General features: G+C 66.1%; 14 protein-coding genes and 2 pseudogenes. 11 read left to right on the forward strand and 5 right to left on the reverse strand.

The features are described 5' to 3' along the window. Positions 1 to 51 precede the first annotated feature (51 nt). A complete protein-coding gene (locus CAP13_RS02415; protein ID WP_085830066.1) occupies positions 52 to 1,881 on the reverse strand; it encodes an adenine deaminase in 1,830 nt (609 codons plus the stop codon). Between the two features lie 347 nt (positions 1,882 to 2,228). On the opposite strand from CAP13_RS02415, the gene CAP13_RS02420 reads away from it, so the two are divergent. Further along, positions 2,229 to 3,431, forward strand: coding sequence for a MalY/PatB family protein (locus tag CAP13_RS02420; RefSeq protein ID WP_085830067.1), 1,203 nt, complete (start codon positions 2,229 to 2,231; stop codon positions 3,429 to 3,431). A 164-nt stretch (positions 3,432 to 3,595) separates the two neighbouring features. Next, a complete protein-coding gene (locus CAP13_RS10190; RefSeq protein ID WP_245798866.1) occupies positions 3,596 to 6,040 on the forward strand; it encodes a peptidase U32 family protein in 2,445 nt (814 codons plus the stop codon). A 535-nt stretch (positions 6,041 to 6,575) separates the two neighbouring features. Here the strand turns inward: CAP13_RS10190 and CAP13_RS02430 are convergent. After that, on the reverse strand, positions 6,576 to 7,289 hold the full coding sequence (locus CAP13_RS02430) for a DUF554 domain-containing protein (protein WP_085830068.1): 714 nt from the start codon (positions 7,287 to 7,289) through the stop codon (positions 6,576 to 6,578). Between the two features lie 625 nt (positions 7,290 to 7,914). Between CAP13_RS02430 and CAP13_RS02435 the strand changes: the two genes are divergently transcribed. The 4 genes from CAP13_RS02435 to CAP13_RS02450 all read left to right on the forward strand — a co-directional run bounded on the left by CAP13_RS02435 (position 7,915) and on the right by CAP13_RS02450 (position 14,665). Beyond that, the gene (locus CAP13_RS02435; RefSeq protein ID WP_085830069.1) at positions 7,915 to 8,832 is read left to right on the forward strand and encodes an AzlC family ABC transporter permease; all 918 of its coding nucleotides are present in this window, start codon (positions 7,915 to 7,917) and stop codon (positions 8,830 to 8,832) included. Further along, positions 8,829 to 9,161 (forward strand): branched-chain amino acid transporter permease, encoded by a 333-nt coding sequence (locus CAP13_RS02440; protein ID WP_085830070.1) that lies wholly within the window; start codon positions 8,829 to 8,831, stop codon positions 9,159 to 9,161. Before CAP13_RS02435 ends, CAP13_RS02440 begins: the two co-directional genes overlap by 4 nt. 456 nt (positions 9,162 to 9,617) lie before the next feature. After that, positions 9,618 to 13,373, forward strand: coding sequence for a phosphoribosylformylglycinamidine synthase (locus CAP13_RS02445; protein WP_085830071.1), 3,756 nt, complete (start codon positions 9,618 to 9,620; stop codon positions 13,371 to 13,373). A gap of 500 nt (positions 13,374 to 13,873) precedes the next feature. Next, entirely contained in the window at positions 13,874 to 14,665 is a 792-nt protein-coding gene (locus CAP13_RS02450) for an HAD family hydrolase (protein WP_085830072.1), read from the forward strand. A gap of 205 nt (positions 14,666 to 14,870) precedes the next feature. Here CAP13_RS02450 and CAP13_RS02455 read toward each other — a convergent pair whose 3' ends face one another. From CAP13_RS02455 to CAP13_RS02465, 3 genes are all read right to left on the reverse strand, one after another. Then, entirely contained in the window at positions 14,871 to 15,719 is an 849-nt protein-coding gene (locus tag CAP13_RS02455) for a Cof-type HAD-IIB family hydrolase (RefSeq protein WP_085830073.1), read from the reverse strand. 274 nt (positions 15,720 to 15,993) lie between these two features. Next, positions 15,994 to 17,262, reverse strand: a complete 1,269-nt coding sequence (locus CAP13_RS02460) for a citrate/2-methylcitrate synthase (RefSeq protein ID WP_085830074.1) — start codon at positions 17,260 to 17,262, stop codon at positions 15,994 to 15,996. Between the two features lie 69 nt (positions 17,263 to 17,331). Beyond that, positions 17,332 to 17,619 carry an ACT domain-containing protein gene (locus CAP13_RS02465; protein ID WP_085830075.1) on the reverse strand — a complete coding sequence of 96 codons (288 nt, stop codon included), beginning with the start codon at positions 17,617 to 17,619 and terminating at the stop codon, positions 17,332 to 17,334. Between the two features lie 314 nt (positions 17,620 to 17,933). On the opposite strand from CAP13_RS02465, the gene rpmE reads away from it, so the two are divergent. The 5 genes and pseudogenes from rpmE (at position 17,934) to CAP13_RS02490 (ending at position 23,699) form a co-directional block, all read left to right on the forward strand. After that, positions 17,934 to 18,386 carry a 50S ribosomal protein L31 gene (gene rpmE, locus CAP13_RS02470; RefSeq protein WP_085830076.1) on the forward strand — a complete coding sequence of 151 codons (453 nt, stop codon included), beginning with the start codon at positions 17,934 to 17,936 and terminating at the stop codon, positions 18,384 to 18,386. Positions 18,387 to 18,631: 245 nt separating this feature from the next. Further along, on the forward strand, positions 18,632 to 18,871 hold the full coding sequence (locus CAP13_RS02475; protein WP_085830077.1) for a hypothetical protein: 240 nt from the start codon (positions 18,632 to 18,634) through the stop codon (positions 18,869 to 18,871). A 555-nt stretch (positions 18,872 to 19,426) separates the two neighbouring features. After that, positions 19,427 to 21,865, forward strand: a pseudogene (secA, locus tag CAP13_RS02480) (preprotein translocase subunit SecA); the annotation flags it as partial. A 5-nt stretch (positions 21,866 to 21,870) separates the two neighbouring features. Continuing rightward, positions 21,871 to 22,671, forward strand: a pseudogene (gene prfB, locus CAP13_RS02485) (peptide chain release factor 2); the annotation flags it as partial. 134 nt (positions 22,672 to 22,805) lie between these two features. Further along, a complete protein-coding gene (locus tag CAP13_RS02490) occupies positions 22,806 to 23,699 on the forward strand; it encodes a YitT family protein (protein WP_085830079.1) in 894 nt (297 codons plus the stop codon). Positions 23,700 to 23,701: the final 2 nt, after the last annotated feature.

Below are 23,701 nucleotides of genomic sequence, written 5' to 3' on the forward strand. Positions count from 1 at the left end.
TGAAAGGGCGCACAGGCCCCGCGGGCGAAGCGATGGGATGGGATAAGCCCGCTACTCCGCGTACGTGAACGTCGTCACATCGAACATCCCCTCAGGCCGAATCCGCAGCGTGGGTATGACCGGCAGCGGCAGGAAGATCATGCCCATGATGGGATCAAGCGGCTCTCGAATACCGAGCTCACGGCCTTGTCGCATGAACTCCTCATGCTCACGGGCCACGTCCTCAGCGGATCCGTCTGACATGAGCCCGCCGAGCGGCAGGTCGATCTTGGCCGTCACCTCACCGTCGCGCACGATGACGAAGCCTCCCTGGCCAATGGCTGAGACGGCAGCGAGCATGTCGTTGGGGTTGTCGCCGACCACGCAGATGTTGTGTGAGTCGTGGCCGATGCTCGACGCGATGGCGCCCCTCTTGACGGTGAACCCGCGGACCCAGCCGCGTCCGATATGGTGCCCGACGAGCCCTGTTCCAGGCGCACCCGTGCCGTCGGCCCCGGCCATCTGCGCCGCAGCTCCGCGCCCGTGCCGCTCGATCAAGGCGATCCGGCACAGGCCCTCGTCCGACGTCGGGCGCGCGAGGCCGGTGATGGCCTTGCCGGGGATGACGTCGATCACGGCCTCTCCCGGGGTGAACGCGTAGTCGAAGACCTCGCGGCTGAGCGTCGGCAGGGAGACCGTCGCGTGGAGGAGCTCTTCAAGTTGCGTGACCTCAGGAGAGGTCGGGGAGATCTCGCCCACGAACCTCCCGTCTTCGGCCACGAGCTCACCGGCCGCGAAGACGCGGGCTGGTGCGCTCTTGAACGTGAGATCGTCGAGGAGGAGCAGGTCAGCCCGTTTGCCGGGTGCGATGGCCCCGCGGCGCTCGAGCGGCGAGGTCGCGGCGGCGCCATGGTCGAGCCCGAAAAGCTCGGCGGCCGTGAGGCTCGCCATCTGGATGGCGACGACGGGGTCGATTCCCGCCTCGACCGCGGTGCGACAGGCGTTGTCGATCATGCCGATCGCGAGGGCGTCTGAGGGCGCGCGATCGTCGGTTGCAAAGCAGCAGCGCCGGGCTCGGGCGGGATTCTCCAGGATCAGCGGCGCGAGGTTCTTGAGATCATGGCTGCAGGTGCCCTCACGGAGCATGACGTACATGCCACGCGAGAGCTTGTCCAAGGCCTCCTCAGGGATGGTGGACTCATGGTCGGCGATGATGCCGGCGGCCGCATAGGCGTTGAGGTCACGCCCGGTGACGAGGGGCGCATGGCCGTCCGTGAGCCCCGAGGCGGTCAGCGCCGCCGTGTCGATGCGCGCGCAGGTCTCGGGATCCGCCCCAAAGACCCCCGGCAGGTTCATCATCTCCCCGAGGCCGAACACGTCTCCTGGGCGCGACGCGATGAACTCCCGCATATCGGCCGCGGTGATCTCGGCTCCCGCCTGCTCATCGGGGAGGGCCGGCACGCAGGAAGGCATCATGAACTTGAACGAGAGCGGTGCGCGTTTTCCGTCCTCGACCATGAAAGCGAGGCCGTCGGTTCCGCAGACGTTCGCGATCTCATGTGAGTCCGCGACGGCCGTGGTGGTGCCGCGGGTGAGCGCCATGCGGGCGTACTCGGCCGGGCGGATGTTGGAGCTCTCGATGTGGAGGTGCGCGTCGATGAAGCCGGGGGCGAGGTAGCGGCCGCCGCAATCGATCACCTGCGCGGCCTCGTAGGTTGCAGCTCGATCGGGCTCGCGGTCATCGAAGAGGACGCCGGCGATGACTCCGTCCTTGACGGCGACACGCCCGGGGACGATGCGCTGGCCGTACACGTCGACGATCTGCGCGTTGACGAACAGCGTGTCGACGGGCACGCGTCCCTCGGCGGCGTCGATCAGGTGGGGGAGCTCGATGTGCGGCATGGGCGTCCTTTCGAGAGGGGTCTCGTATCGTGTTGGATACATGGTACCCTTCCGTACCCGATATGCGTGACGCCCGCTTGGTCCTCACGGTTCTTCCTGTATTGGAATCCCTGAGGGAGGGGGTGCCTAAAATCGCCAACTTAAACGCCATGCCACACTGCGCAGGGAGGTAACTGAAATGGAGCGCCTGATAAATGAGGCTGTGCGTGCTGTGACTTGGTGCCGGCATGCGGTGCGCAGTCCGAGATCGCTCGAAGCTGCCCTGCCCGAACCTGGCCCCTTTTCCTGCGCCTGAGCGCTCAGATACAATCGGGCCAAGATCGGCAGCCATCCCGAGAGGAGCTCTCATGTCCTTTGACTTCACCAGCGTGCTCGACCGTCGGGGTCACGATGCGATCGCCTTTGACGGCATCGGTGCGGCATCCGGCGCCCCGATGGCACCCGATGCGGGGTTCGACCCCATCCCGATGTGGGTTGCGGACATGTGCTTCCCGGTGGCGCCCTGCATCACCCGTGCTATCAGCGAGCGGCTGGAGCACCCCGCGTTCGGGTACTTCAGCCCGCGGCCGGAGTACTTCAACGCCATCGTTGACTGGCATCGCCACCGCCATGGGATCGATGACCTCAAGTTCCGCTGCATCGGCTATGAGAACGGCGTGCTCGGCGGCCTCATCTCGACCGTCACCGCCTTCGCCGCCCCGGGGGACGCCGTGCTCGTTCACAGTCCCACCTACATAGGGTTCACCAAGAGCCTCGAGAACGCCGGGTTCCGCATTGAGCTTTCGCCACTCATCCTCGATGAGAAGGGCGTCTACCGCATGGATTACGAGGACATGGACCGGCGGCTCTCCGCGAGTCGCGCCCATGTCGCCGTGTTCTGCTCGCCGCACAATCCCACGGGCCGGGTATGGGAGCGTTGGGAGATCGAGCGGGCCCTCGAGGTCTATGCGGCGCATGAGTGCGTAGTCGTATCGGATGAGATCTGGTCCGACATCGTGCGGCCCGATGCGGTTCACGTTCCGGTGCAGTCTGTCAGCGAGGACGCGCGCCGTCGCACGGTGGCGCTCTATGCGCTGAGCAAGACCTTCAACCTCGCCGGGCTCGTGGGGAGCTACCATGTGATCTACGACGACTACCTGCGCGACCGCGTGCGCGCCCAGGCCTCGAAATCGCATTACAACGCCATGAACGTCCTCTCCATGCATGTGCTGATCGGTGCGTATTCAGATGAGGGGGAGACCTGGGTCAATGAGTTGAACGAGGTCATAGCGGGCAACACGGAGCGCGCCGTGGCGTTCTTCGCTGAGCGAGCGCCTGGTGTTAGCACCCGGGTCCCGGAGGGCACGTACATGCTCTGGCTCGATGCGGCCGGCTGGTGCCGCGAGCAAGGTTGTGATGTGGGCGAGCTGTTGCGGGCCGGTTGGCGCGTGGGCGTGGGCTGGCAGGATGGGCGCCCGTTCCACGGTGAGAGCCATATCCGGATGAACCTGGCCCTGCCCCGGACGCGCCTCGACGAGGCTCTCGACCGCCTCGCCAAGCACGTGTTCTAGCGGGTCTCACACCCACGGCAGCGGGGCGCCAGGTTGGTGAGAGCGACCCCGCTGGCAGCTCCGGGACGGCGTCGCGAACGACGCTACGCCGCCGGAGCAGCGCGCCGCCGGCACAGGGCNACATCGTCATCAAAGATGAGGAGCTGGTCGACGCGCTCGAGCTCGTGCGCCGCTGCACCGTGCTCGGCGCCGACGCCTTCATCATTCAGGACTGGGGGTTCTTCTTCGAGGTCAGGCGCCTGATGCCCGAGGTGGAGACCCATATCTCGACCCAGGCCAACATCCATGACGCACGCGGCGCCGCGTGGTGCGCCGCCGCCGGTGCCAACCGCGTGACCCTCTCCCGCGAGCTTTCCGTGGACGAGATCGCGCAGATCGCCACGGTCGGTGTCGAGCTCGAGGTCTTCGCGCACGGGTCCATCTGCTTCAGCTATTCCGGGGTCTGCCTGCTGTCGAGCTTCGCCTGCGCCGGCCGGTCGGCGAACCGGGGCATGTGCGCCCAACCCTGCCGCCTGCCCTATGAGCTCCTCGATGAGCAGGGGAGGAACATCTCCGCGCCGGGGCGGGAGCGCGCGCTTTGCCCGCGGGACACCAATACCTCCGAGATGCTCGACGAACTCGTGGCCGCGGGTGCCGGCGCGCTCAAGATCGAGGGCCGCATGAAGGCACCCGACTACGTGTACGCGGTGGTCGACGCCTACCGGCGCGAGCTCGATGACGTGCTCGCCGATCATGCCGTGGGCGATGTGGAGCGCCATGAGCGCGCCCGCCAGCTCAAGCGCGCGTTCAACCGCGATTTCACAACGGCCTACCAGCATGGGCGCTCGGGCGATGAGATGATGAGCTACGAACGATCGAACAACCGTGGCCAGGTGGTGGGCGAGGTCGTCGAGAGCCGCACGGTGGGCTCGGGGCTCAAGCGCCGCCTGCATCCCGAGGATCGGCGGAACCGGCTCGCCCGGGCCCGCTTGCGGCTCACAGAGCCCGTCGGGGCTGGTGACCTCATCGAGCTTCGGCACGACGAGGAATTCGACCGGTACCTGACCTTTACCGCCACGGAGGATGCGGCGGCCGGCACCGAGATCGAGGTGGGCATCCCCCGGGCCGTGCCCGCGGGTGCGAAGGTCCGTGTGATCCGGAGCCAGCGGGCGATCGAGACCGCAGCGGCAGTTCTGAAGCAGCCGCAGGCGCGGCGTCGTCCGGTTGACGTCACGGTGCGGGCGCGGATGGGCGAGCCTTTCACCGTGACGCTCACCTGCGCGGACGATCCCGCCCTCACGGCCACCGCCACAGGCTTCACCGTGGAGCCGGCGCGAACGCGGTCGGTCTCGGCCGAGGATCTCATCGAGCACGTGGGCCGCATGGGCACCTCGCCCTTCGAGGCCGTGGGTTTCACGGTCGAGCTTGACGATGGCTGCGGCATGGGGTTCTCGGCCGTGCATCAGGTGCGTGCCCGGGCCTGCGCGCTCTTGGAGGAGGTCATCCTCGCGCCAACGGCGGCGCGGTCGGACGCCGCGGCTGCATGGGCGCCGTTCGCAGGTCGGGCGCTCACAGCGGAGCGCGCGAGCGCTGGAGCTCGCTCCGGACGGGAGGCACCTGCGGTCGGAATCTCGCCGGCGGGCTCGTCAGACCTGCCAGCTACGTTCTCGACAGCGGTCGGCACGACGTCTGATGCCGTCGTCACACCTACGGATGCAGCTCCGGTCTCGCCCGTGGTCCCCGCAGCTAGTTCACCTGCTGCCGTGGCTGTGGGAGGCTCGGCGCTCGTTGGCTCAACCGCAGACGGCGCCGCACGCTCACCCGAGGTCTGTGCCATCGTGGCGAGCGCTGAGGCGGCTGCGGCCGCCCGCGCAGCCGGGACCGAGCGCGTCTACATCTCCACGGACGCCCTCGACGAGGCCGGCCTCTCACCGGAGGATGCGGCGGAGCGGGGGCTCATCCCCATCCTCGACGAGGTCTGCCGCGAGGCTGACCACGCGCGCTTGGATCGCTGGATTGCTCCGGGTCGTCCGGTCGCCGTGGGCAACATCTCTGAGCTGGCCCTTGCCGCGGAGCGTGGCGCTGCAGCTGAGCTGCGCCCCTGTGTTCCCGTGCACAACGTGGCCGCGGCCGCGGCGCTCACCCGCGCCGGCGCGGCCGGTGTCTGGCTCACGCCCGAGTTGACGCTCGCGGAGATCGAGCGCGTGGCCCCGCACATCGAGGTGCCGGTGGGTGCCGTCGCTATCGGCCGACCGCGGGTCATGACGAGCGAGCACTGCATCCTCATGGTCGCGGGTGCGTGCATCCATGACTGCCCTCGGTGCGCCCTTCGCCGCCGTAAGCTGTCCTTGAAGAACATCGACGGGAAGATCCTGCCCGTCCGCACCGATGTCCATGGTCGATCGCGTCTGTACGAGGACGGCCTCATCGACCTCACGCCGCAGATGGGCTCGCTCGCGGCCGCCGGTGTCAACCGCTACCTGGTTGATGGCACGCTCATGGACAATGACGAACTCGCCCGCGCCCTCGCCCAGGTGACGCGTGCCGTGGCTGCTGTCCGAGCCGGTCGTGCACCGGCGAAGCGCCTGGCTGGGGCCACAGCGGGCTGCCTGTTCGTGGGCGTGGAGTAGGGGATCGTTGTCTGCGGGAGTTGTCGCGGCGGCCAATGGCGCAAGGCTGCCGCCGGCACGTGGGCGGCGTAGATCCGGCGTGATTCTCGCCAGGAGCGTGATCACGCCCCGCTGATCGCTGCCTTTTGATGGCCTGACAGGTAAGCTGCATGCTGAGCTCTGGGCATCTGGCCAAAAACAGCGTTGAGGCGGTGATCAAGAGCAGCGGATGTGCATACACAGGGGGCCTTCTTCTTGAAGAGGCCCATCCTACACCTCGAATAGAGATCATACTCAAGCAAGCTGTACGATTACTTTCTTCGTGGCGACCAGGAGGCTATTTTGAAATACAGCCTCAACGTCTTTTTTGGCCACACGCCCGATCACGCGCAGGGTTGAACGCAAATGCACCCCTCGTGCCGACAGATAAAAGATACGAATGTCTCTTATATGTGCGCCTATGGACGCCCCTCCGGGCTTCATATGCACCGCGACTGCGTCAAAGTGGCTACCGCGGGAGTCCCACGGACAAGGGAATCAATCTGTAGTGATGACTCTAGAAGTAGGAGAGCGCGGCCGCGATCACGAGGGCGGGCAGCATGTTCGCCACACGGAAGGTCTTGGGCCAGATGAGGTTCACACCCACGCAGAAGATCATGATCGAGCCGACCATCGAGATCGCGTCCACAGCACCTTCGGTGAGCAGGGGCTGGAGCGCTCGTGCCGCGAGCGTGATGCTCCCCTGAAAGAGGGCCACGGGCACGGCGGAGAAGATCGCGCCGCGGCCTAGCGAGGCGGCCATGATGCAGACGACGATCGCGTCGAGGGAGCCCTTCAGGGCGAGGGTGCCCCAGTTTCCGAAAACGCCGTCCTGCACCGATCCCACCACGGCCATCGCGCCGATGCAGACCGAGAGCGAGGTGGAGACGAAGGCCTCGACGAAGGCGTTGTCGCCGGAGCTGCCCGAGACGCGGCGGAGCCAGGCGCCCAACCGCTCGATACCAGTCTCGATGCCGACGACCTCGCCGATGAGCGCCCCCGCGGCAAGTGAGATGAAGATCCGCATCGTGCCGCCGCTCGCGATGCCGGCCCCCTCTACACGGAGCATCTGCTCCAAGGCGCCGCCGAGGCCGAGGAAGAGGATGCAGACGGCCGTCGCCTTCAGGACGCCCTCGCGGATCCGCTCGGTGATGAGCGAGCCGCTGGCGAGGCCGACGATCCCGCCCGCGATGATGAGTCCCACGTTGATGAGGGTGCCAAGTCCGATCATGTGCGTCCCCGCCTGCCGCCTTCCGATGCGGCACGATGGTAGCACGTCAGTTGGGTGGGGTTTGTGCAGGGGGGGGGCAGTGGAGGGGCGGCAGCGGTGGATGCGGCGGCTTGGGCGCGGCGGGGTATGGCCCTGGGGTGTGTTGTTGCATCGCCTACGGAGGTGGCTCGGAAAACGTCATCTCGACGGCGTCCCGAGGGCGATCTGCATGAACCCAGCTTCCAGATGACATTTTCGAACCCGAATGCGCACCCGCACCTCCCGCTGCCCGTGTTCCGTCCCAGGTGGCGAGTTCCGTGCTTCCCGTCGCCCGAGCCGTCCTGGATGCGTTCGAAAACGTCATCCCGAAGGCATCCCCAAGGTGATCTGCATAAGACCGGCTTCCAGATGACGTTTTCGCTGCCAATCCTCAGGTTAGAGGCCCCGTGTAGGGTTGGGGTTCCAGTGCGCCATCCCACACGCGCCATCTCGTTGTGCCCCTTCATCCAAAATAGGGCGCGGCATCGATGGCACACGGCATTGGCGCGCAGGTCCCAAGGTAACCGCTTGGTAACGGTATTCGCACCCGATTCGTTTTTGTTAGACTGGCGTCTCGCAATTACCGAGGTGCAGAGGGGAGGGGATTATGGACCGGATCAAAACCGTCGTGCTGCCCGCCCTCGTCGCGGCGTTCCCCCTGACCATCCCCATCCTCGCGGGCTTCGTGCTCACGGGCATGACCTGCGGCGTCTTCGCGGTGCTGCTTGGCCTACCCTGGTGGGTGCCGTCGTTCATGGCGGTGGCGATCTTCGCGGGCTCGGCCGAGTTCCTGGTGGCTTCCATGCTGGTGGGCGCTTACGACCCCGTCTCGGCGTTCGTCACCATCCTCATCGTCAACGCGCGCCATCTCTTCTACGGTCTGTCGCTGCTCGAGCGGTTCCGTCGCATCGGCGCCAAGCGCTTCTACGTGATCTACGCCTTGTGCGATGAGACGTTCTCCATCGAGTATGCCTCACGGCCTCCGCAGGGCGTGGATGACGGTTGGTTCATGTTCTGGATCAGCCTGCTGAACCAGTTCTACTGGGTGCTCGGGTGCACGCTCGGGGCCCTGTTCGGCGCTGTCCTGCCTGTGCAGATTGAGGGGATCTCCTTCGCCATGACCGCGCTGTTCATGGTGATCTTCCTCGATCAATGGACGCGCGAAGCGAGCCACGCAGTTGCGCTCGCGGGTTTCGCGGCTTCGGTTGCGGCGCTTGCGGTATTCGGAGCCGACACCTTCATCGTTCCCGCCCTCGTGTTGATCCTCGTGGTGGCGGTGGCTATGCGCCGCTGGGTGGAGCCCGCCTGCGCCGCGACCGATCTCGACGGCGCGGAGGCCATATCCAACGGGGGCGCAGGGGCAGGTGACGGAACCTGCTCGCCTTGTGTCCGGTCCCACGATGTCCAGGATCAGGTGGAAGCGCGCGATGAGCCTTCCGGCACCGGATCCTCTACGGGGGCGAAGGGGCGCAGCGAGGAGTTCGCCCGGGCGGCCTCCGATCCCGCGTATGAGGAGGAACGATGACACTCGATCAGCAAATCGTCACCGTCCTTGCAGCGGGGGCGGCCACCATCCTTACCCGTGCCCTGCCGTTCCTGGTGTTCCCCGCCTCACGGCCCGTGCCGGGTCTTATCCGCTATCTCGGCCGTGCCTTACCCGGTGCGATCTTCGCCCTGCTTGTCGTGTACTGCCTGCGGGAGGTCAACATCCTTGCTCCCTCCGAGGTCATCCCTCAGGTGGCGGGCCTTGCCACGGCGACCGCGCTGTTTCTCTGGCGTCGCGACATGCTGATCGCGATTTTCGGCAGCACGGCCGTGTACCTGATTCTCGTGAACCTCGTGTTCGTCTCCTGAGGGTCGTGCGCGTGGCCGCCACCGCGCCCGTCGCCCCCGCATCGCCCTGTATGCGCTCGAAAACGTCATCCCGAGGGCATCTCGAGGGCGATCTGCATGAGACCGGCCTCCAGATGACGTTTTCGGAGCCGAAGGCGCCGCCGCACCGCCGCCGCCCGTGTGCCGTCCCAGGCGGCGAGTTCCGCGCTGCCTGGCGCTCGCGACGTCTCGAATGCACTCTAAAACGTCATCTCGATAGTGCGTTACTGCGAATCTGCCAGAGAACGGGCTTGAGATGACGTCTTCGAAGACGAGTGTGCACCCGCATCGCGCCCGTCGCCCATACGCTGTCCCAAGGTCGATGCGGGCGCACATAACCCGCCCGCCGCCCACGCGAGAGCCAGCCCGCTGTCGTATCATAGTGACGCTATGCACCACCCGACGCGCACCGCGCGCAGCCGCAGAAGGGCAGGAAAGATGGTCTCTTGCGTGTACGTAGAGAAGAAGCCGGGGTTCGATGTCGAGGCGGTGCAGCTTGCCGCCGAACTTACCGACATCCTCGGCATCCAGGCTCTCACCGGCCTGCGCATCGTCAACCGCTACGACGTCGAGGGCATCGATACGGAGCTCTTCGACCGCTGCGTCCCCACGGTCTTCTCCGAGCCGCAGGTCGACATCGTCTCCTTCGAGCTGCCGGCATCTTCAGACCCCCGACTCCGCTTCGCCGTCGAGTTCCTTCCCGGTCAGTTCGACCAGCGCGCCGACTCCGCGGCCGAGTGCATCCAGCTCATCTCCCAGGGCGAGCGCCCGCTCGTGCGCTCTTCCAAGGTCTATCTGCTTGAGGGCGAACTGAGCGAGGAGGACATCGAGGCGGTCAAGCGCTACGTGGTGAACCCCGTCGAGGCCCGCATCGCCAGCCTCGAGCTGCCTGAGTCCCTCGTCCAGGAGGTTCCGACGCCCGCGCCCGTTGAGGTCCTCGACGGCTTCCGCGAGCTTGACGCGGCGGGCCTCGCCGCCCTGATCGTCGAGCGCGGCTTTGCCATGGACGAGGCCGACATCGCCTTCTGCCAGCGCTACTTTGAGGACGAGGGCCGCGACCCCACGATCACCGAGCTGCGCGTCATCGACACCTACTGGTCGGATCACTGCCGTCACACCACCTTCTGCACTGAACTCACCGACATCGAGATCGATGACGAGATCGTGCGCGCGGCCTTCGATCGCTACCTCGAGATTCGCCGCGAGCTCGGCCGCGAAGACCGCGCCGTCAGCCTCATGGACATGGGGACCATCGGCGCGAAGTACCTGAAGGCCCAGGGCATCCTCACCGACCTGGATGAGTCTGAGGAGATCAACGCCTGCACGGTCCGTTGCACGGTCGACGTGGACGGTGTCGACGAGGATTGGCTCTTCCTCTTCAAGAACGAGACCCACAACCACCCTACGGAGATCGAGCCCTTTGGCGGGGCGGCCACCTGCATTGGCGGCGCCATCCGCGACCCGCTCTCCGGCCGCTCCTACGTCTACCAGGCCATGCGCGTCACCGGTGCAGCCGATCCCACCGTCCCCGTGTCGGAGACGATCGCCGGCAAGCTCCCGCAGCGCAAGATCGTGACCACGGCCGCCGCCGGATACTCGAGCTATGGCAACCAGATCGGGCTCGCCACCGGCCAGGTGAGCGAGATCTACCACCCCGGGTACGTGGCCAAGCGTATGGAGGTCGGCGCCGTAGTGGGCGCCGCCCCGGCGAGCCACGTGCGCCGCGAGGTGCCGCAGCCGGGCGACAAGATCATCCTGCTCGGTGGGCGCACCGGCCGCGACGGCATCGGCGGTGCCACCGGATCCTCCAAGACCCAGAACGTCTCCTCGATCGAGACGTCCGGTGCCGAGGTGCAGAAGGGCAACGCGCCGGTCGAGCGCAAGCTCCAGCGCCTCTTCCGCCGCAAGGACGCCTGTCAGCTCATCAAGCGCTGCAATGACTTCGGCGCAGGCGGCGTGAGCGTCGCCGTGGGCGAGCTCGCCGATGGCCTCTACATCGACCTCGACCAGGTCACCAAGAAGTACGACGGCCTCGACGGTACCGAGCTCGCGATCTCTGAGAGCCAGGAGCGCATGGCCGTGGCGGTCGCCGAGGCCGACGTGGACGAGTTCATGGGCTACGCAGCCGAGGAGAACCTCGAGGCCGCGGTCATCGCCGAGGTGACCCATGAGGCCCGCGTGCGCATGGCCTGGGACGGCGATGTCATCGTCGACCTCTCGCGCGCCTTCCTGGCGAGCAACGGCGCCCAAAAGGAGCAGCGGGTGCACGTGGCCGCACAGGGTTCCGACGGCCTGCCCGCCGTGCCCGGCGCCGGGGCAGCCACACTCGCCGAGGGCTTCCGCACCCTTGTCTCCGATCTCAACGTGGCGTCCAACAAGGGCCTCTCCGAGCGCTTCGACTCCACCATTGGCGCGGCCACGGTGCTCATGCCGCACGGCGGCGTGCGGCAGCTCACGCCGGCCCAGGCCATGGTGGCGAAGTTCCCGGTCATGGGGAAGACCTCCACGGTCTCGGGCATGGCCTGGGGCTTCAACCCGTACCTGATGGAGGCCGACCAGTTTGCCGGCGCGTACCTCTCGGTGGTCGAGAGCCTCTCACGCCTCGTTGCGACCGGCTTCGCGCATGAGGCGGCCCACCTCACCTTCCAGGAGTACTTCGAGCGCCTGCGCGACATCCCCGAGCGCTGGGGCAAGCCTGCGGCCGCCGTCCTCGGCGCCCTCATGGCCCAGGTCGATCTCGGTGTGGCGGCGATCGGCGGCAAGGATTCCATGAGCGGCAGCTTCGAGGACCTCGACGTGCCGCCCACCCTCATCTCGTTCGCGGTGGCCACCGGGCGGGCCGGGGACATCGTCTCCCCCGAGCTCAAGGAAGCCGGGCACCGCCTTATCCTCGTCGAGCCCGCGCGTCGTGCCGATGCGCCCCTACCGGAGGCGGAGAGCCTGCTGACGGTGTTCGATCTGGTTGAGGACCTTGTTCGCATGGGGGCTGCCTGCGCGGTGGCGACGCCCGGCTTCGGCGGGGTGGCCGAGTCCCTCTTCAAGATGTGCCTGGGTAACCGTCTCGGCGCGCAGATCACAGCCGATGACCTACCGCTCTTCGAGCATGCATACGGCAGCTTCATCATCGAGCTCGATGATCATGCGGAGCTCCCCGTGGCGGCGGGTGTCTCGGCGCGAGAGATCGGTGTCACCACCACGGCGTATGAGCTCGTCGTCGGGGGCGAGGTTATCGACCTCGACGAGCTCCAGGAGGTGTGGGAGCGCGGCTTCGAAGGTGTCTTCCCGTACCGCACGCTGGGGGAGGGGACTCCCGCGCCCGCTCCGGTCGATCCGGTCTCCTACCGGTCCGTGGAGGAGGGCCGTATCCGCGCCGTCTACGGTGGGCCCGCCTTCGCCCGCCCGCGTGTGATCATCCCCGTGTTCCCGGGCAACAACTGCGAGTACGACTCCGAGCGCGCTTTCACGGCGGCCGGTGCCGAGGTCGACACCTTCGTGATCAACAACCTGACGCCCGCAGCCGTGGCCGAGAGCACCGCCGAGCTCGCCCGCCGCATCCGCACGAGCCAGATCGTCATGATTCCGGGCGGCTTCTCCGGCGGCGACGAGCCCGACGGGTCCGCCAAGTTCATCACCGCCTTCTTCCGCGCACCCGAGGTGACCGAGGCCGTGCGCGACCTGCTGCAGGTCCGCGACGGCCTCATGCTCGGCATCTGCAACGGCTTCCAGGCCCTGGTGAAGCTCGGCCTCGTTCCATATGGCGACATCGTTGACGCCACCGCGGACGCGCCGACCCTCACCTTCAACACCATCGGTCGTCACCAGAGTCGTCTGGTGCGCACGCGGGTAGCGAGCGACCTTTCGCCCTGGCTCTCGCAGAGTGCGGTGGGCGACGTTCACACGGTGGCGATCAGCCACGGAGAGGGACGGTTCGTGGCGGGTGACGAGGCGCTTTCGCAGCTGATCGCCGGCGGGCAGATCGCGATGCAGTACGTTGACGAGAATGGGGCGCCCGGCATGGGGCTGGATGTCAACCCGAACGGGTCGGTGCTTGCGATTGAGGGCATCACGAGTCCCGACGGTCGCGTGCTCGGCAAGATGGGCCACGTGGAGCGCCGTGGAACGGATCTGTACAAGAACGTTCCCGGCGACACGGGTCTGCCGCTGTTCGAGAGCGGCGTGGCGTACTTCGCGTAGAGCGTTTTGCGACGGGACGGGGTGATATGCGTTGCCCCGTCCCCGTTCCGCGAGTAAAACGTCATCTGGAGCCTGGTTCAGAGGCGATTTGCCTGAGAACGCTGTCGAGATGACGTTTTTCTCACGATGCCACGTCGGCGGAAGAGGTGAGCGGGGAAACGTCATCTGGAGCCCGCTACACAGGCGATTTGCCTGAAAACGGCGTCGAGATGATGTTTTGCTCGCGAAGATGACCAGTGTAAAGAGGCGCCCTTCCATCTGCCGCGTCCCACCGTCCCTCGCCGTCGCCCGGCCCTACGATCGCCTATACCCGCCGCGCCTCCTTCGCCCCTCGACCGCCCCGCTCAGACGCGCCTTCCTCATCCCTCAGCCACCATGCCCCGTCCCGACGCTCACTCCTCAAAATGCCGTGCGAAAACGGGCCTTTTGTCGCAGTGTCCGCCGGGCCACGGGGCAGCGGGGGTATGCTGAAGGCAACGTCCGCGACCAAAAGGAGTCCCATGATCAAGTTGATCGCATCCGATATGGACGGCACGCTGCTGAACGAGGACAGCGAGGTCCCACCTGAGACCTACGACCTCATCCTCGGCCTCAGGGAGAAGGGAATCCACTTCGCGGCCTCGTCTGGCCGCCGCTTCGACCGTCTCTGCGAGTTCTTCGCCCCCATCGTCGACAAGATGGATTTCGTCGCCTCAAACGGGGCCCAGGTCTACGCTTCCGGTCGCCAGATCGACCGCGAGGTCTACTCGCACCTCGCGATCAAGCGTCTCGCTGCCACCACCAAGATGTTCCCGAACATGCACCTCGCCCTCTTCGACCGCACCCGTTCCTTCCTGATGGACGACGAGGACAAGTTCGTGCGCGAAGTGGACAAAGACTTGCCGAACGCGGAGCGCATCTACGAGCTTCCGAGCCCGGAGATCAACATCTTGAAGGCGACGATCTTCTGCGACGACGGCAATGTGATGGACAATGCCTACGTGCTCCAGCGCGAGCTCGGCAACCTCTTCATCTTCGCGCCCTCTGGTGGGTACTACATCGACTGCATGCAGCCGGGGATCTCGAAGGCTTCGGGTATCCAGCAGCTCATGGAGCACTATGGGATCGAGCGCGAGGAGGTCATGGCCTTCGGTGACTCGATGAACGACTACGAGATCATCCGATTCGTGGGGACGGGTTGTGCGATGGCGAACGGCCGTCCGGCGCTCAAGGCCGTGGCCGACCGGGTGGTGGGCTTCAACCACGATCAGGCCGTTCAGGCCGAGCTCAGGCGGATTCTCGAGAGCGCATAGGGCCTTCACCGTCCCGGACGCGCTGGAAAACGTCATCTCGACGGTATTCAAGAGGTAATTTGCATAAAACTGGCTTCCAGATGACGTTCTCGAGGCCATTTGAGTGCGCCACTCCGCATGCGTACCGGCGCCTTCCGCCGCTGCGCCAGCTCCTCCACCTGCCGCGCCGCCCTGCAGTGAACCCACGCTACCACGAGCCTGCGCCTCAGCGCCCGATGCGCTCGAGTTGCTCCATGATCGTCCGCGCCACCCCATCCTCGTCGTTGGAAGGGCAGGTCACATCGGCCGCCGCTCGAACCTCGGGCTCCGCGTTCGCAACCGCCACACCGAGCCCCGCCGCCTCGAGCATCGACACATCGTTCAGGTTGTCCCCGAAGGCGACGGCCGCCGCGGCGCTCGTCCCCAGGTGCACGCAGAGCCACGTCATCGCTGTGCCCTTGGAGGTGCCCGCCTCCATGACCTCGATATTCGTCGGATACGACCGGGTGACCTCGATGTCCTCGACACTTTGCAGTGCGGTAAGGATCGCGTCGCGGTCGGTGGGATCCTTCCAGTACATCGCGACGCGTTCGACCATGTCAGCCCGCGCGATGGTCTCGGAGGGGTCCTCATCCACCGGTGTCCGCGTTGCGCGCATGGTCGCCAGGACAGGCGGATCGTCCACGAACTCGGCCAAGCGCTCGACCTGGTCGCGCCTCGTGTAGACCTCTCCGCCGACGAAGGTGTCGAACGTGACGTCGAAGCGGCGGGCGATCTCCCAGATGGCGCGGGCCTTCTCTCGCGGGAGAGGCCAGCTCGCGAGCATGCGCGGGCGGCTCGTGTCGGTGGGGTCGTCGCGGTTGAGCTCAAGGGCGACGGCCCCATTCGAGCTCACGATGTGCCGGACGGCCGGGTGTGCGAGGAGCTCGCTGGGAAGCCCGCTGGCCGCACGACCGGTGCAGGGGACGAACTCCACCCCCGCGGCCGCCAGCGCGTCGAGCGCCCGCCAGCCTGCGGAGCTCACCTCCTTAGCGCTCGTCAGGAAGGTGCCGTCCATATCGGAGAAGAAGATCATCGTGCGGTGTCCTCGTATCGGGGTGTGCGTCTCGGCGTTCAAGCCTACCGCATTCGATCGTACCCACCCCGGTTCCCCCGCGACGGCTCCCTGAAATCGGCATGCAACGCAATGTTCCCCTACGGTTCAGCGTCATGAGGCGGCCTGGTGGCAAGCGACCCGGCACCTCGACGGTTGCCGCGTCATGCGATGCGGCGTCGCGCAGCGCAAGACGCAGGAGGCGTGCAGCAGGGAGGGGTGCAGCAGGCAGAGGGTGTGCAACCCCCGTCCAGCCTCACCGCTCGTCTATCGGCACGTAGGTCATGTCCTCCATCATGGAGTTGTACGCCGGCCGGATGATCCGCCGTGCGCCGAAGAGCTCCTCCATGCGGTGGGCGGCCCAACCGGCCGTCCGCGCCACCGCGAAGAGCGGCGTGAACAGGGTCTCCGGGATCCCCAGCATCTGGTAGATGAAGCCCGTGTACAGGTCGATGTTCGCGCAGATCGGCTTCTTGATGCCGGCGACGTCGCGCATGACCGCAGGCGCCAGGCGCTCGATCCGCTCGATGAGGTCGAACTCGGCCCCAAACCCCTCCGCCTCGGCGAGCTTGCGCGCGTAGCGGCGGCAGAGCTCGGCACGGGGGTCGGAGCGTGTGTAGACGGCATGGCCCATGCCGTAGATGAGACCGGACCCGTCGAAGGCGTCGCCGCGCAGGATGCGGGCGAGGTAGGACGCCACCTCATCGTCGTCGTCCCAGCGGCTCACGTGCTCGCGGATATCCTCATGCATGCGCACGACCTTGGAGTTCGCCCCGCCGTGGCGCGGCCCCTTGAGGGAGCCGATCGCAGCGGCGTAGGCGGAGTAGGCGTCCGTGGCCGAGCTCGAGAGCACCCGGCAGGCGAAGGTTGAGTTGTTGCCGCCGCCGTGCTCGGCATGGAGCATGAGCATGACGTCGAGGAGCATGGCCTCGTCGTGCGTGAAGTCACCGTCCTCGCGCAGGGTCTGCAGGATCGTCTCGGCGGTCGAGAGGCTCGTGTCGGGCGTGGGCACCACCGCGCGGCGGCCCTCCTGGNTGCTCGTCGAGAGGGTGGAGGTGGGGAACTCGGCAACATAGCCCTCGGAGATCTGGCGGTTCGCGCCCAGGCGGTCGCAGAAATCGGCGAGCTCGTCCGTCCGCGGCAGGTCGCCGGTGAGGAGCAGGTAGGCGACCTCCTCATAGCCAAAGCGATCCTCCTGCTGGGCGTTCACGATCAAGTCCTTGATATCGTATCCACGCAGCGTCAGCTTGCCCTCGTCCGGTACGACGTGGCCGTCCACCCTGTTGTAGCCGTGGACGTTTGAGATGCGGGTGAGGCCGGCGACGACGCCGGACCCGTCCTCGTTGCGCAGGCCGCGCTTGACGTTGTGCTCGGCGAAGAGTCGCTCGTCGAACGGCTCGGTGCAGGCGCCGTGGTAGAGGCGCTCGCTCTCCGGCCCGATCTGGCGGCTCGCCTCGTAGTCGACGACGAGCCTGCTCAGCGCGTCATCGAAGCGGTACAGGATGTTCTGTGCGGTGTATGCCATGGTCACGCTCCCTCAAGCCGTGGCGGCCCGCCGGCGCCGGATGTCGCATCCGCCCGCCCGCGCGCCCGTCTAGAGTCGGTACATGAAGTTGAAGACGTCCTCGCGCTGCATCTGCACGGTGACGCCCACCGCCTCGCCGGCCGCCACGAGGCGGGCCTGCAGGGCGGCGAAGTCGAGGTCGGAGCCGGACATGTCGGCCAGCATGGTCATCGTGAAGATGTCCTCGATGATGCTCTGCGTGATGTCGCGGATGTCGACCGAGGCCTCGCCGAGGATCTTGGTGACGGCGGCCACGATGCCGGCCCGGTTCCTCCCGAGCACGGTGATGACGATGCGGTTGGATGCGGTGTCTGCCATGGGTCCTCCAGGTTGGGATCGTGCTTGCACGGTTGCGCGCTCTAGGCGCCGCCGCCCAGGTCCTGTGACGGCTTCAGTGTCAGGAGACACCGTTCATGCAGCACATCTATTGTAGCGGCTGCATCCATCCTCCATAGTGCGGTTACGGCCGTATGACGATGCGGTTGCGTTGATGTCAAGGTATTGTGCGCGCCGCTGCAGGGGAGCGGGCGCTGTGATAAACTACCGAGCTGCTGTAATTTGCCTTGGTCGGAAACCAAGGCACCCCTTAGCCCTGGTCGGTAACCAGGGTGCGAGACAAGAGGAGCCCTGCCATGAAGCCAGGAATTCACCCCGAGTACGTCGAGGCAACGGTGCGCTGCAGCTGCGGCAACACCTTCAAGACGCGCTCGACCAAGCCCGAGATCACCGTCGAGCTCTGCAGCGAGTGCCACCCGTTCTACACGGGCCAGCAGAAGTTCGTCGACACCGGTGGACGCGTCCAGCGCTTCGCCGACAAGTTCGGTGGCGCCGCCCAGGCCGCCCTCGAGCGCGAGGCCGCCAAGAAGGCCGAGCGTCAGAAGGCCGCCGAGGAGGCCGCTGCCAAGAAGGCCGCCGAGCGCGAGGCGAAGGCCGCCGAGAAGGCCAAGCGTGCCGCTGAGTACGAGAAGAAGGCCGCCGCTGAGGCTGCGAAGGCCGAGGCCGAGGCCGCTGAGACCGCTGCCGCCGAGGAGACCGCGCCGGCCGCCGACGAGGCTGCCGCCGAGACCACCGAGGCCGCTGAGTAAGCACACATCGCCAGCTCATGGCTCGCAAGCGCCCCGCGGCCGCACGTCGGCCGCGGGGCGCTGCTGTATACCGCTATACAGGTCCTGGAAATGTTGTCTGAGAAATCAAACGCGACGGGGATTCTCGTAATCATCGCACAGTCATTTCACTATCCTCTTTGCACGGATCAATAGACATTTTCACAAAAAAGAATACGATATCAGTATCGTACGTATTCAGCTGCCTATTTTAAGGATCATTTTTCATGCTGTCACAGAGGCGGTCGAAATGCCTGATTGCAATCGGCTGCGCTTTACTCGCAGCCCTCTTTGCCGTCGATGTGCTGTTAAAGCCGCCTGAGATGCACATTTCAGTGGCGATAAGCTGCATCTCCCTTCTTTTCTTCATGGCAACCTTACTTGTCGGTGTGAGAGAAAAAAGAGGTGGCGCGATTGCTGCGTCTCTTGTGGGCATGTTCAGCGCCATCGCCTCTTTTTTCATCTGACGTGCCAATGGCTTGGGACGACAGCATGTTGGAGCCGATCGACAGATGTATGTCGGTCGGCTCCATTTCAGCCGGCGCTGTGCAGAGCTCTGTCGTCGAAGCCCCACCATACTGGCACTGAGAGATTGGACGCCGAGTCGCTCTCGGCCAATTGTGTCATGTTGCGCATGCAAGGAGCATCCTCTGTGTCACGCTTCTCACCCGCTATGTCAAAGCTGGGCATGCTTCTGCTTGTGGATCCGAATGATCTTCAGTCTTGCGGGGGCCGATTTCATTCAAAATGGGCTTGGTGCGCTGGCGCCCGCCCGCCTTGTGTCGTCGCCTTGGTCTGTGGGAGCATCGAAATACGGGCTCTGGATCGTAGGCCGAGCCATGCCGTTTGAATATCATCGCCAGGCGCATCCAGCTCACCGCGGCCCACCCAAAAGCCCCGCCCGATTGCGCAACGCCCCTCCTCAACGTGGTTTCTCCGTGCGCTCATGCATCCTGCGTACCGCCTTGCTTACAAGTCGCTAGAGTGTATGAGATTACGTCTCTATCGGGTAAGGAAACCACATGGGATTTGTTTCTAAACTGCTGTCATTCGGCGCCGACAAAGACCTGAGGCGCTATCAGCGTGTCGTCGAGCAGATCAATGCCCTCGAGCCCGCGTTCGAGGCGCTCAGCGATGACGAGCTCCGCGCTCAGACCGCACGGCTGCGCGAGCGCCACGCTGCGGGTGAGTCCCTCGACGACCTCCTTCCCGATGCCTTCGCCACGGTCCGCGAGGCCTCCAAGCGCACCACCGGGCTTCGCCATTTCGACGTGCAGCTCATCGGCGCCATGGCCCTGAATGCCGGGCAGATCGCCGAGATGAAGACCGGTGAGGGCAAGACGCTCGTCTCCACGCTCGCCGGCTACCTGAACGCCATCCCCGGCAAGGGCGTCCACATCGTCACCGTCAATGACTACCTCGCCAAGCGCGACTCCGAGTGGATGGGTCGGATTTACCGCTTCCTCGGGATGAGCGTCGGCCTGCTCCAGAACAACATGCCGCTCGAGCAGAAGCGCCCCGCCTACGCGGCCGACGTCACCTACGGCACCAACTCGGAGTTCGGCTTCGACTACCTGCGCGACAACATGGTCGTTCGGGCGGAGCAGCGCATCCAGCGCGGGCATGCCTACGCGATCGTGGACGAGGTCGACTCGATCCTTATCGACGAGGCCCGCACCCCGCTCATCATCTCCGGTGCCGGCACCAAGAGCGCGAACACCTACAAGGACTTCGCCCGCGCCGTTCGCGGCCTCGAGCGCGGTGAGGAGGTGCCCTTCGACATGCTCGCTGGCGGTGCTCCGGTCGAGCCCACGGGTGATTTCGTCATGGACGAGGCGAAGCACACCATCGCGGCCACCGAGCGCGGTCTGAAGAAGATCGAGCAGCGTCTCGGGATCGAGGACATCTACGCCGACCTCTCCGGTCAGCTCGTGAACCACCTGCAGCAGGCACTCAAGGCCCAGTACATGTTCCACCGCGACAAGCAGTACGTCGTCGCGGGCGGCGAGGTCAAGATCGTCGACGAGTTCACCGGCCGCATCATGGAGGGCCGGCGCTACTCCGAGGGCCTGCACCAGGCCATCGAGGCGAAGGAGGGCGTGTTCGTCCGAGAGGAGAACCAGACGCTCGCCACCATCACCCTGCAGAACTACTTCCGCCTCTACGACAAGCTCTCCGGCATGACCGGTACCGCCCTCACCGAGGACGCCGAGTTCCGTGAGATCTACAAGCTCCCCGTCCAGGTCATCCCGCCCAACCGCCCCGTCATCCGCAAGGACCACGACGACCTCGTCTACCGCACCGAGGCCGCCAAGTTTGACGCCGTGGCCGCCGAGGTGGCGGAGCGCCACGCCGCAGGCCAGCCCGTCCTGGTGGGCACGGTCTCCATCGAGAGCTCCGAGCGCCTCTCGCGCCTGCTCGTGAAGCGCGGTATCAAGCACGAGATCCTGAACGCCAAGCTGCATGAGCGCGAGGCGCACATCGTCGCGCAGGCGGGTCGCCTGGGCGCCGTCACCATCGCCACCAACATGGCCGGCCGTGGTACGGATATCCTGCTCGGCGGCAACCCCGACGAGCTCGCCCGCGAGCAGGTCCTGACCGTCGACTTCGGGCTTGACCCCCAGCAGGTCAGCCAGATCCTGCAGCTCGGCAACCCCGCCAAGCTCGATCCCGCAGACCTCGCGCCGATGGGGATCGAAGTTGAGCCTGAGACCCTGGAGGCCATAGCCGCCGAGCTCGCCGGCGCTGAGGAGCGCGCCCGCGCCCAGTGCCAGGAGGAGCGCGAGCAGGTGCTCGACGCCGGCGGCCTCACCGTCATCGGCACCGAGCGCCACGAGTCCCGCCGCATCGACAACCAGCTCCGCGGCCGTGCGGGTCGTCAGGGCGATCCGGGCGAGACGCAGTTCTACCTCTCCCTCGAGGACGACCTCATGCGCCTGTTCGGCGGCGACCGCATGGAGCGCGTCGCCAAGATGATGGTCAACGCCGACATGCCCGATGACATGCCGATCCAGCACAAGATCATCTCCCGGAGCGTCGAGGGGGCGCAGCGCAAGGTCGAGAGCATCAACTTCTCCATGCGCAAGAACGTCCTCGAGTACGACGACGTCATGAACAAGCAGCGTCAGGTCATCTACGCCGAGCGCAACATGATCCTGGACGGCAAGGATCTCGCCGAACACATCGACGAGGTCACCCGCGACACGGTCCGCCGCTGCGTGGCCGAGTTCGTCTCGCCCGAGTCCCGCACCGGCGAGCGCGACCTCGAGGGCCTGCACAAGTGGATCGTCGAGCTCACGGGCCGCTCCGAGGCCCCCGTCCCCGAGGACAAGGACTACGAGTCCCTCTGCGACGAGGTCCTCGCCTACGTCGATCAGGTCTACGCCGAGAAGGCCGAGCGCGTGGGCGACGAGCTCATGCGGGAGCTCAACCGGCAGATCATGCTCCGCGTGATCGACACCNCGTGAGCTGGTTCACCGGGGAGTTCGACTACGGCAGCGCCATCGTCACAATCAAACCCGGCCAGGGCGGCCTCGAGGCCCAGGACTGGGCCTTCATGCTGTTCAAGATGTACATGAAGTACTGCGAGCGCCGCGGCTGGAAGGTCACGGTGAACGACTGCACCGCGGCCGAGGTCATCGGCATCGACCGTGCGACGTTCACCGTTGAGGGCAAGGATGCCTTCGGCATGCTCCGCGCCGAGGCGGGGGTGCACCGTCTGGTGCGCATCTCGCCCACGGATGCCAAGAAGCGCCGCCAGACGTCGTTCGCCGGCGTCGAGGTCATCCCCGTGCTGCCCGACGACATCGAGATCGAGATCGCCCCCGATGACATCCGCGTGGATGTCTACCACGCGAGCGGTCCCGGCGGCCAGGGCGTGAACACCACCGACTCCGCCGTCCGCATCACGCACCTGCCCACGGGCATCGTGGTGACCTGCCAGAACGAACGCAGCCAGATCCAGAACAAGGCTGCGAGCATGCAGATCCTGAAGGCCCGCCTCTACGAGCTCGAGCTCCAGAAGCGGGAGGAGCAGCTCGACGCCATCCGCGGGCCCAAGCGCGCAGCCGGGTTCGGCAACCAGATCAGGAGCTACGTGCTCTACCCCTATCAGATGGTCAAGGACCTCCGCTCCGGCGTCGAGACCGGCAACGTGGACGCCGTCCTCTCCGATGGCGACCTCGACCCCTTCGTGGTGGGCTATCATCGATGGGCCACCGGCCGGTCCGAATACGTCCCCACCGAGGAGGACGAGGAGGACGCCTAAGGTGGCGCGGCACCTGCCGTTCCGCCTGTCCGCTCGTCTCTGACACCGCTATGTGCTGCATCAGCGTCTCTGCGCAGGTGGGCGCTGCCGTGCGCCCGGTCTCGCCGGCGCGTTCGATATGATAGGGGGCTTCCGTGCCACGTCGCCGCATCGACATAGACCGCATCATCAAGTCGCGCTTCATTCACGACCTGCCGCTCATCTTCGCCGGCTGCGCGATCGCGGCCTTCGCTACGGACGCCTTCATGATCCCCAACGGGCTCGCGGCCGGCGGCCTCACCGGACTCGCGACGATCACGTCCGAGCTCGCGGCTCGCCACGGGTTCATCCTGCCCGTGGGCATCCAGACCATCGTCATGAACATCCTGCTGCTCATGCTCGTGGTGCGCGCCGGCGGCGTGCGCTACGCCGTGCAGACCATCACGGGGTTCGTGCTGCTGGGCTTCTTCACGGACCTCTTCTCGCCGTTCGTGGTGCCGCTCGGGGGTGACGACCTCATGCTCGCCTCGCTCTGGGGCGGCATCATCTCCGGCGTGGGCTACGGCCTGGTGTTCCGCTGCGGCGCGAACACGGGCGGCTCCGACACCATCGGCCAGATCATCTCGCGGCGGACCTCGCTTCCGGTGGGCAGCACGGTCATGGCCATCGACGTGGCCGTCTGCGCGGCGAGTGCCCCGGTCTTCTCGCTCGAGCAGGCGCTCTATGCGGCGATATCCATGGTGCTCATGGGCTTCGTCGTGAACGCCGTGGTGGACGGCGGCAACCGCCAGCGCGCGGCCTTCATCATCTCCGATGCGTACAAGGACATCGAGCGGGCCATCCTGGTGGACATGGACCGCGGCTGCACGGAGCTGCTGGCGCGCGGCGCCTACACGCAGCGTGAGCGGCCGGTCATCATGCTCATCATGAGCGTGAGCGAGGTGAGCATCGTGAAGACGATCGTCGAGGAGTACGATCCGGCGGCGATCCTCATGATCACCGATGTGAACGAGGCCATCGGCTACGGGTTCAAGCAGCTGGGCAGCTGAGC

This window comes from Collinsella vaginalis, from assembly GCF_900176655.1.
In the GTDB taxonomy this organism is placed as follows: domain Bacteria; phylum Actinomycetota; class Coriobacteriia; order Coriobacteriales; family Coriobacteriaceae; genus Collinsella; species Collinsella vaginalis.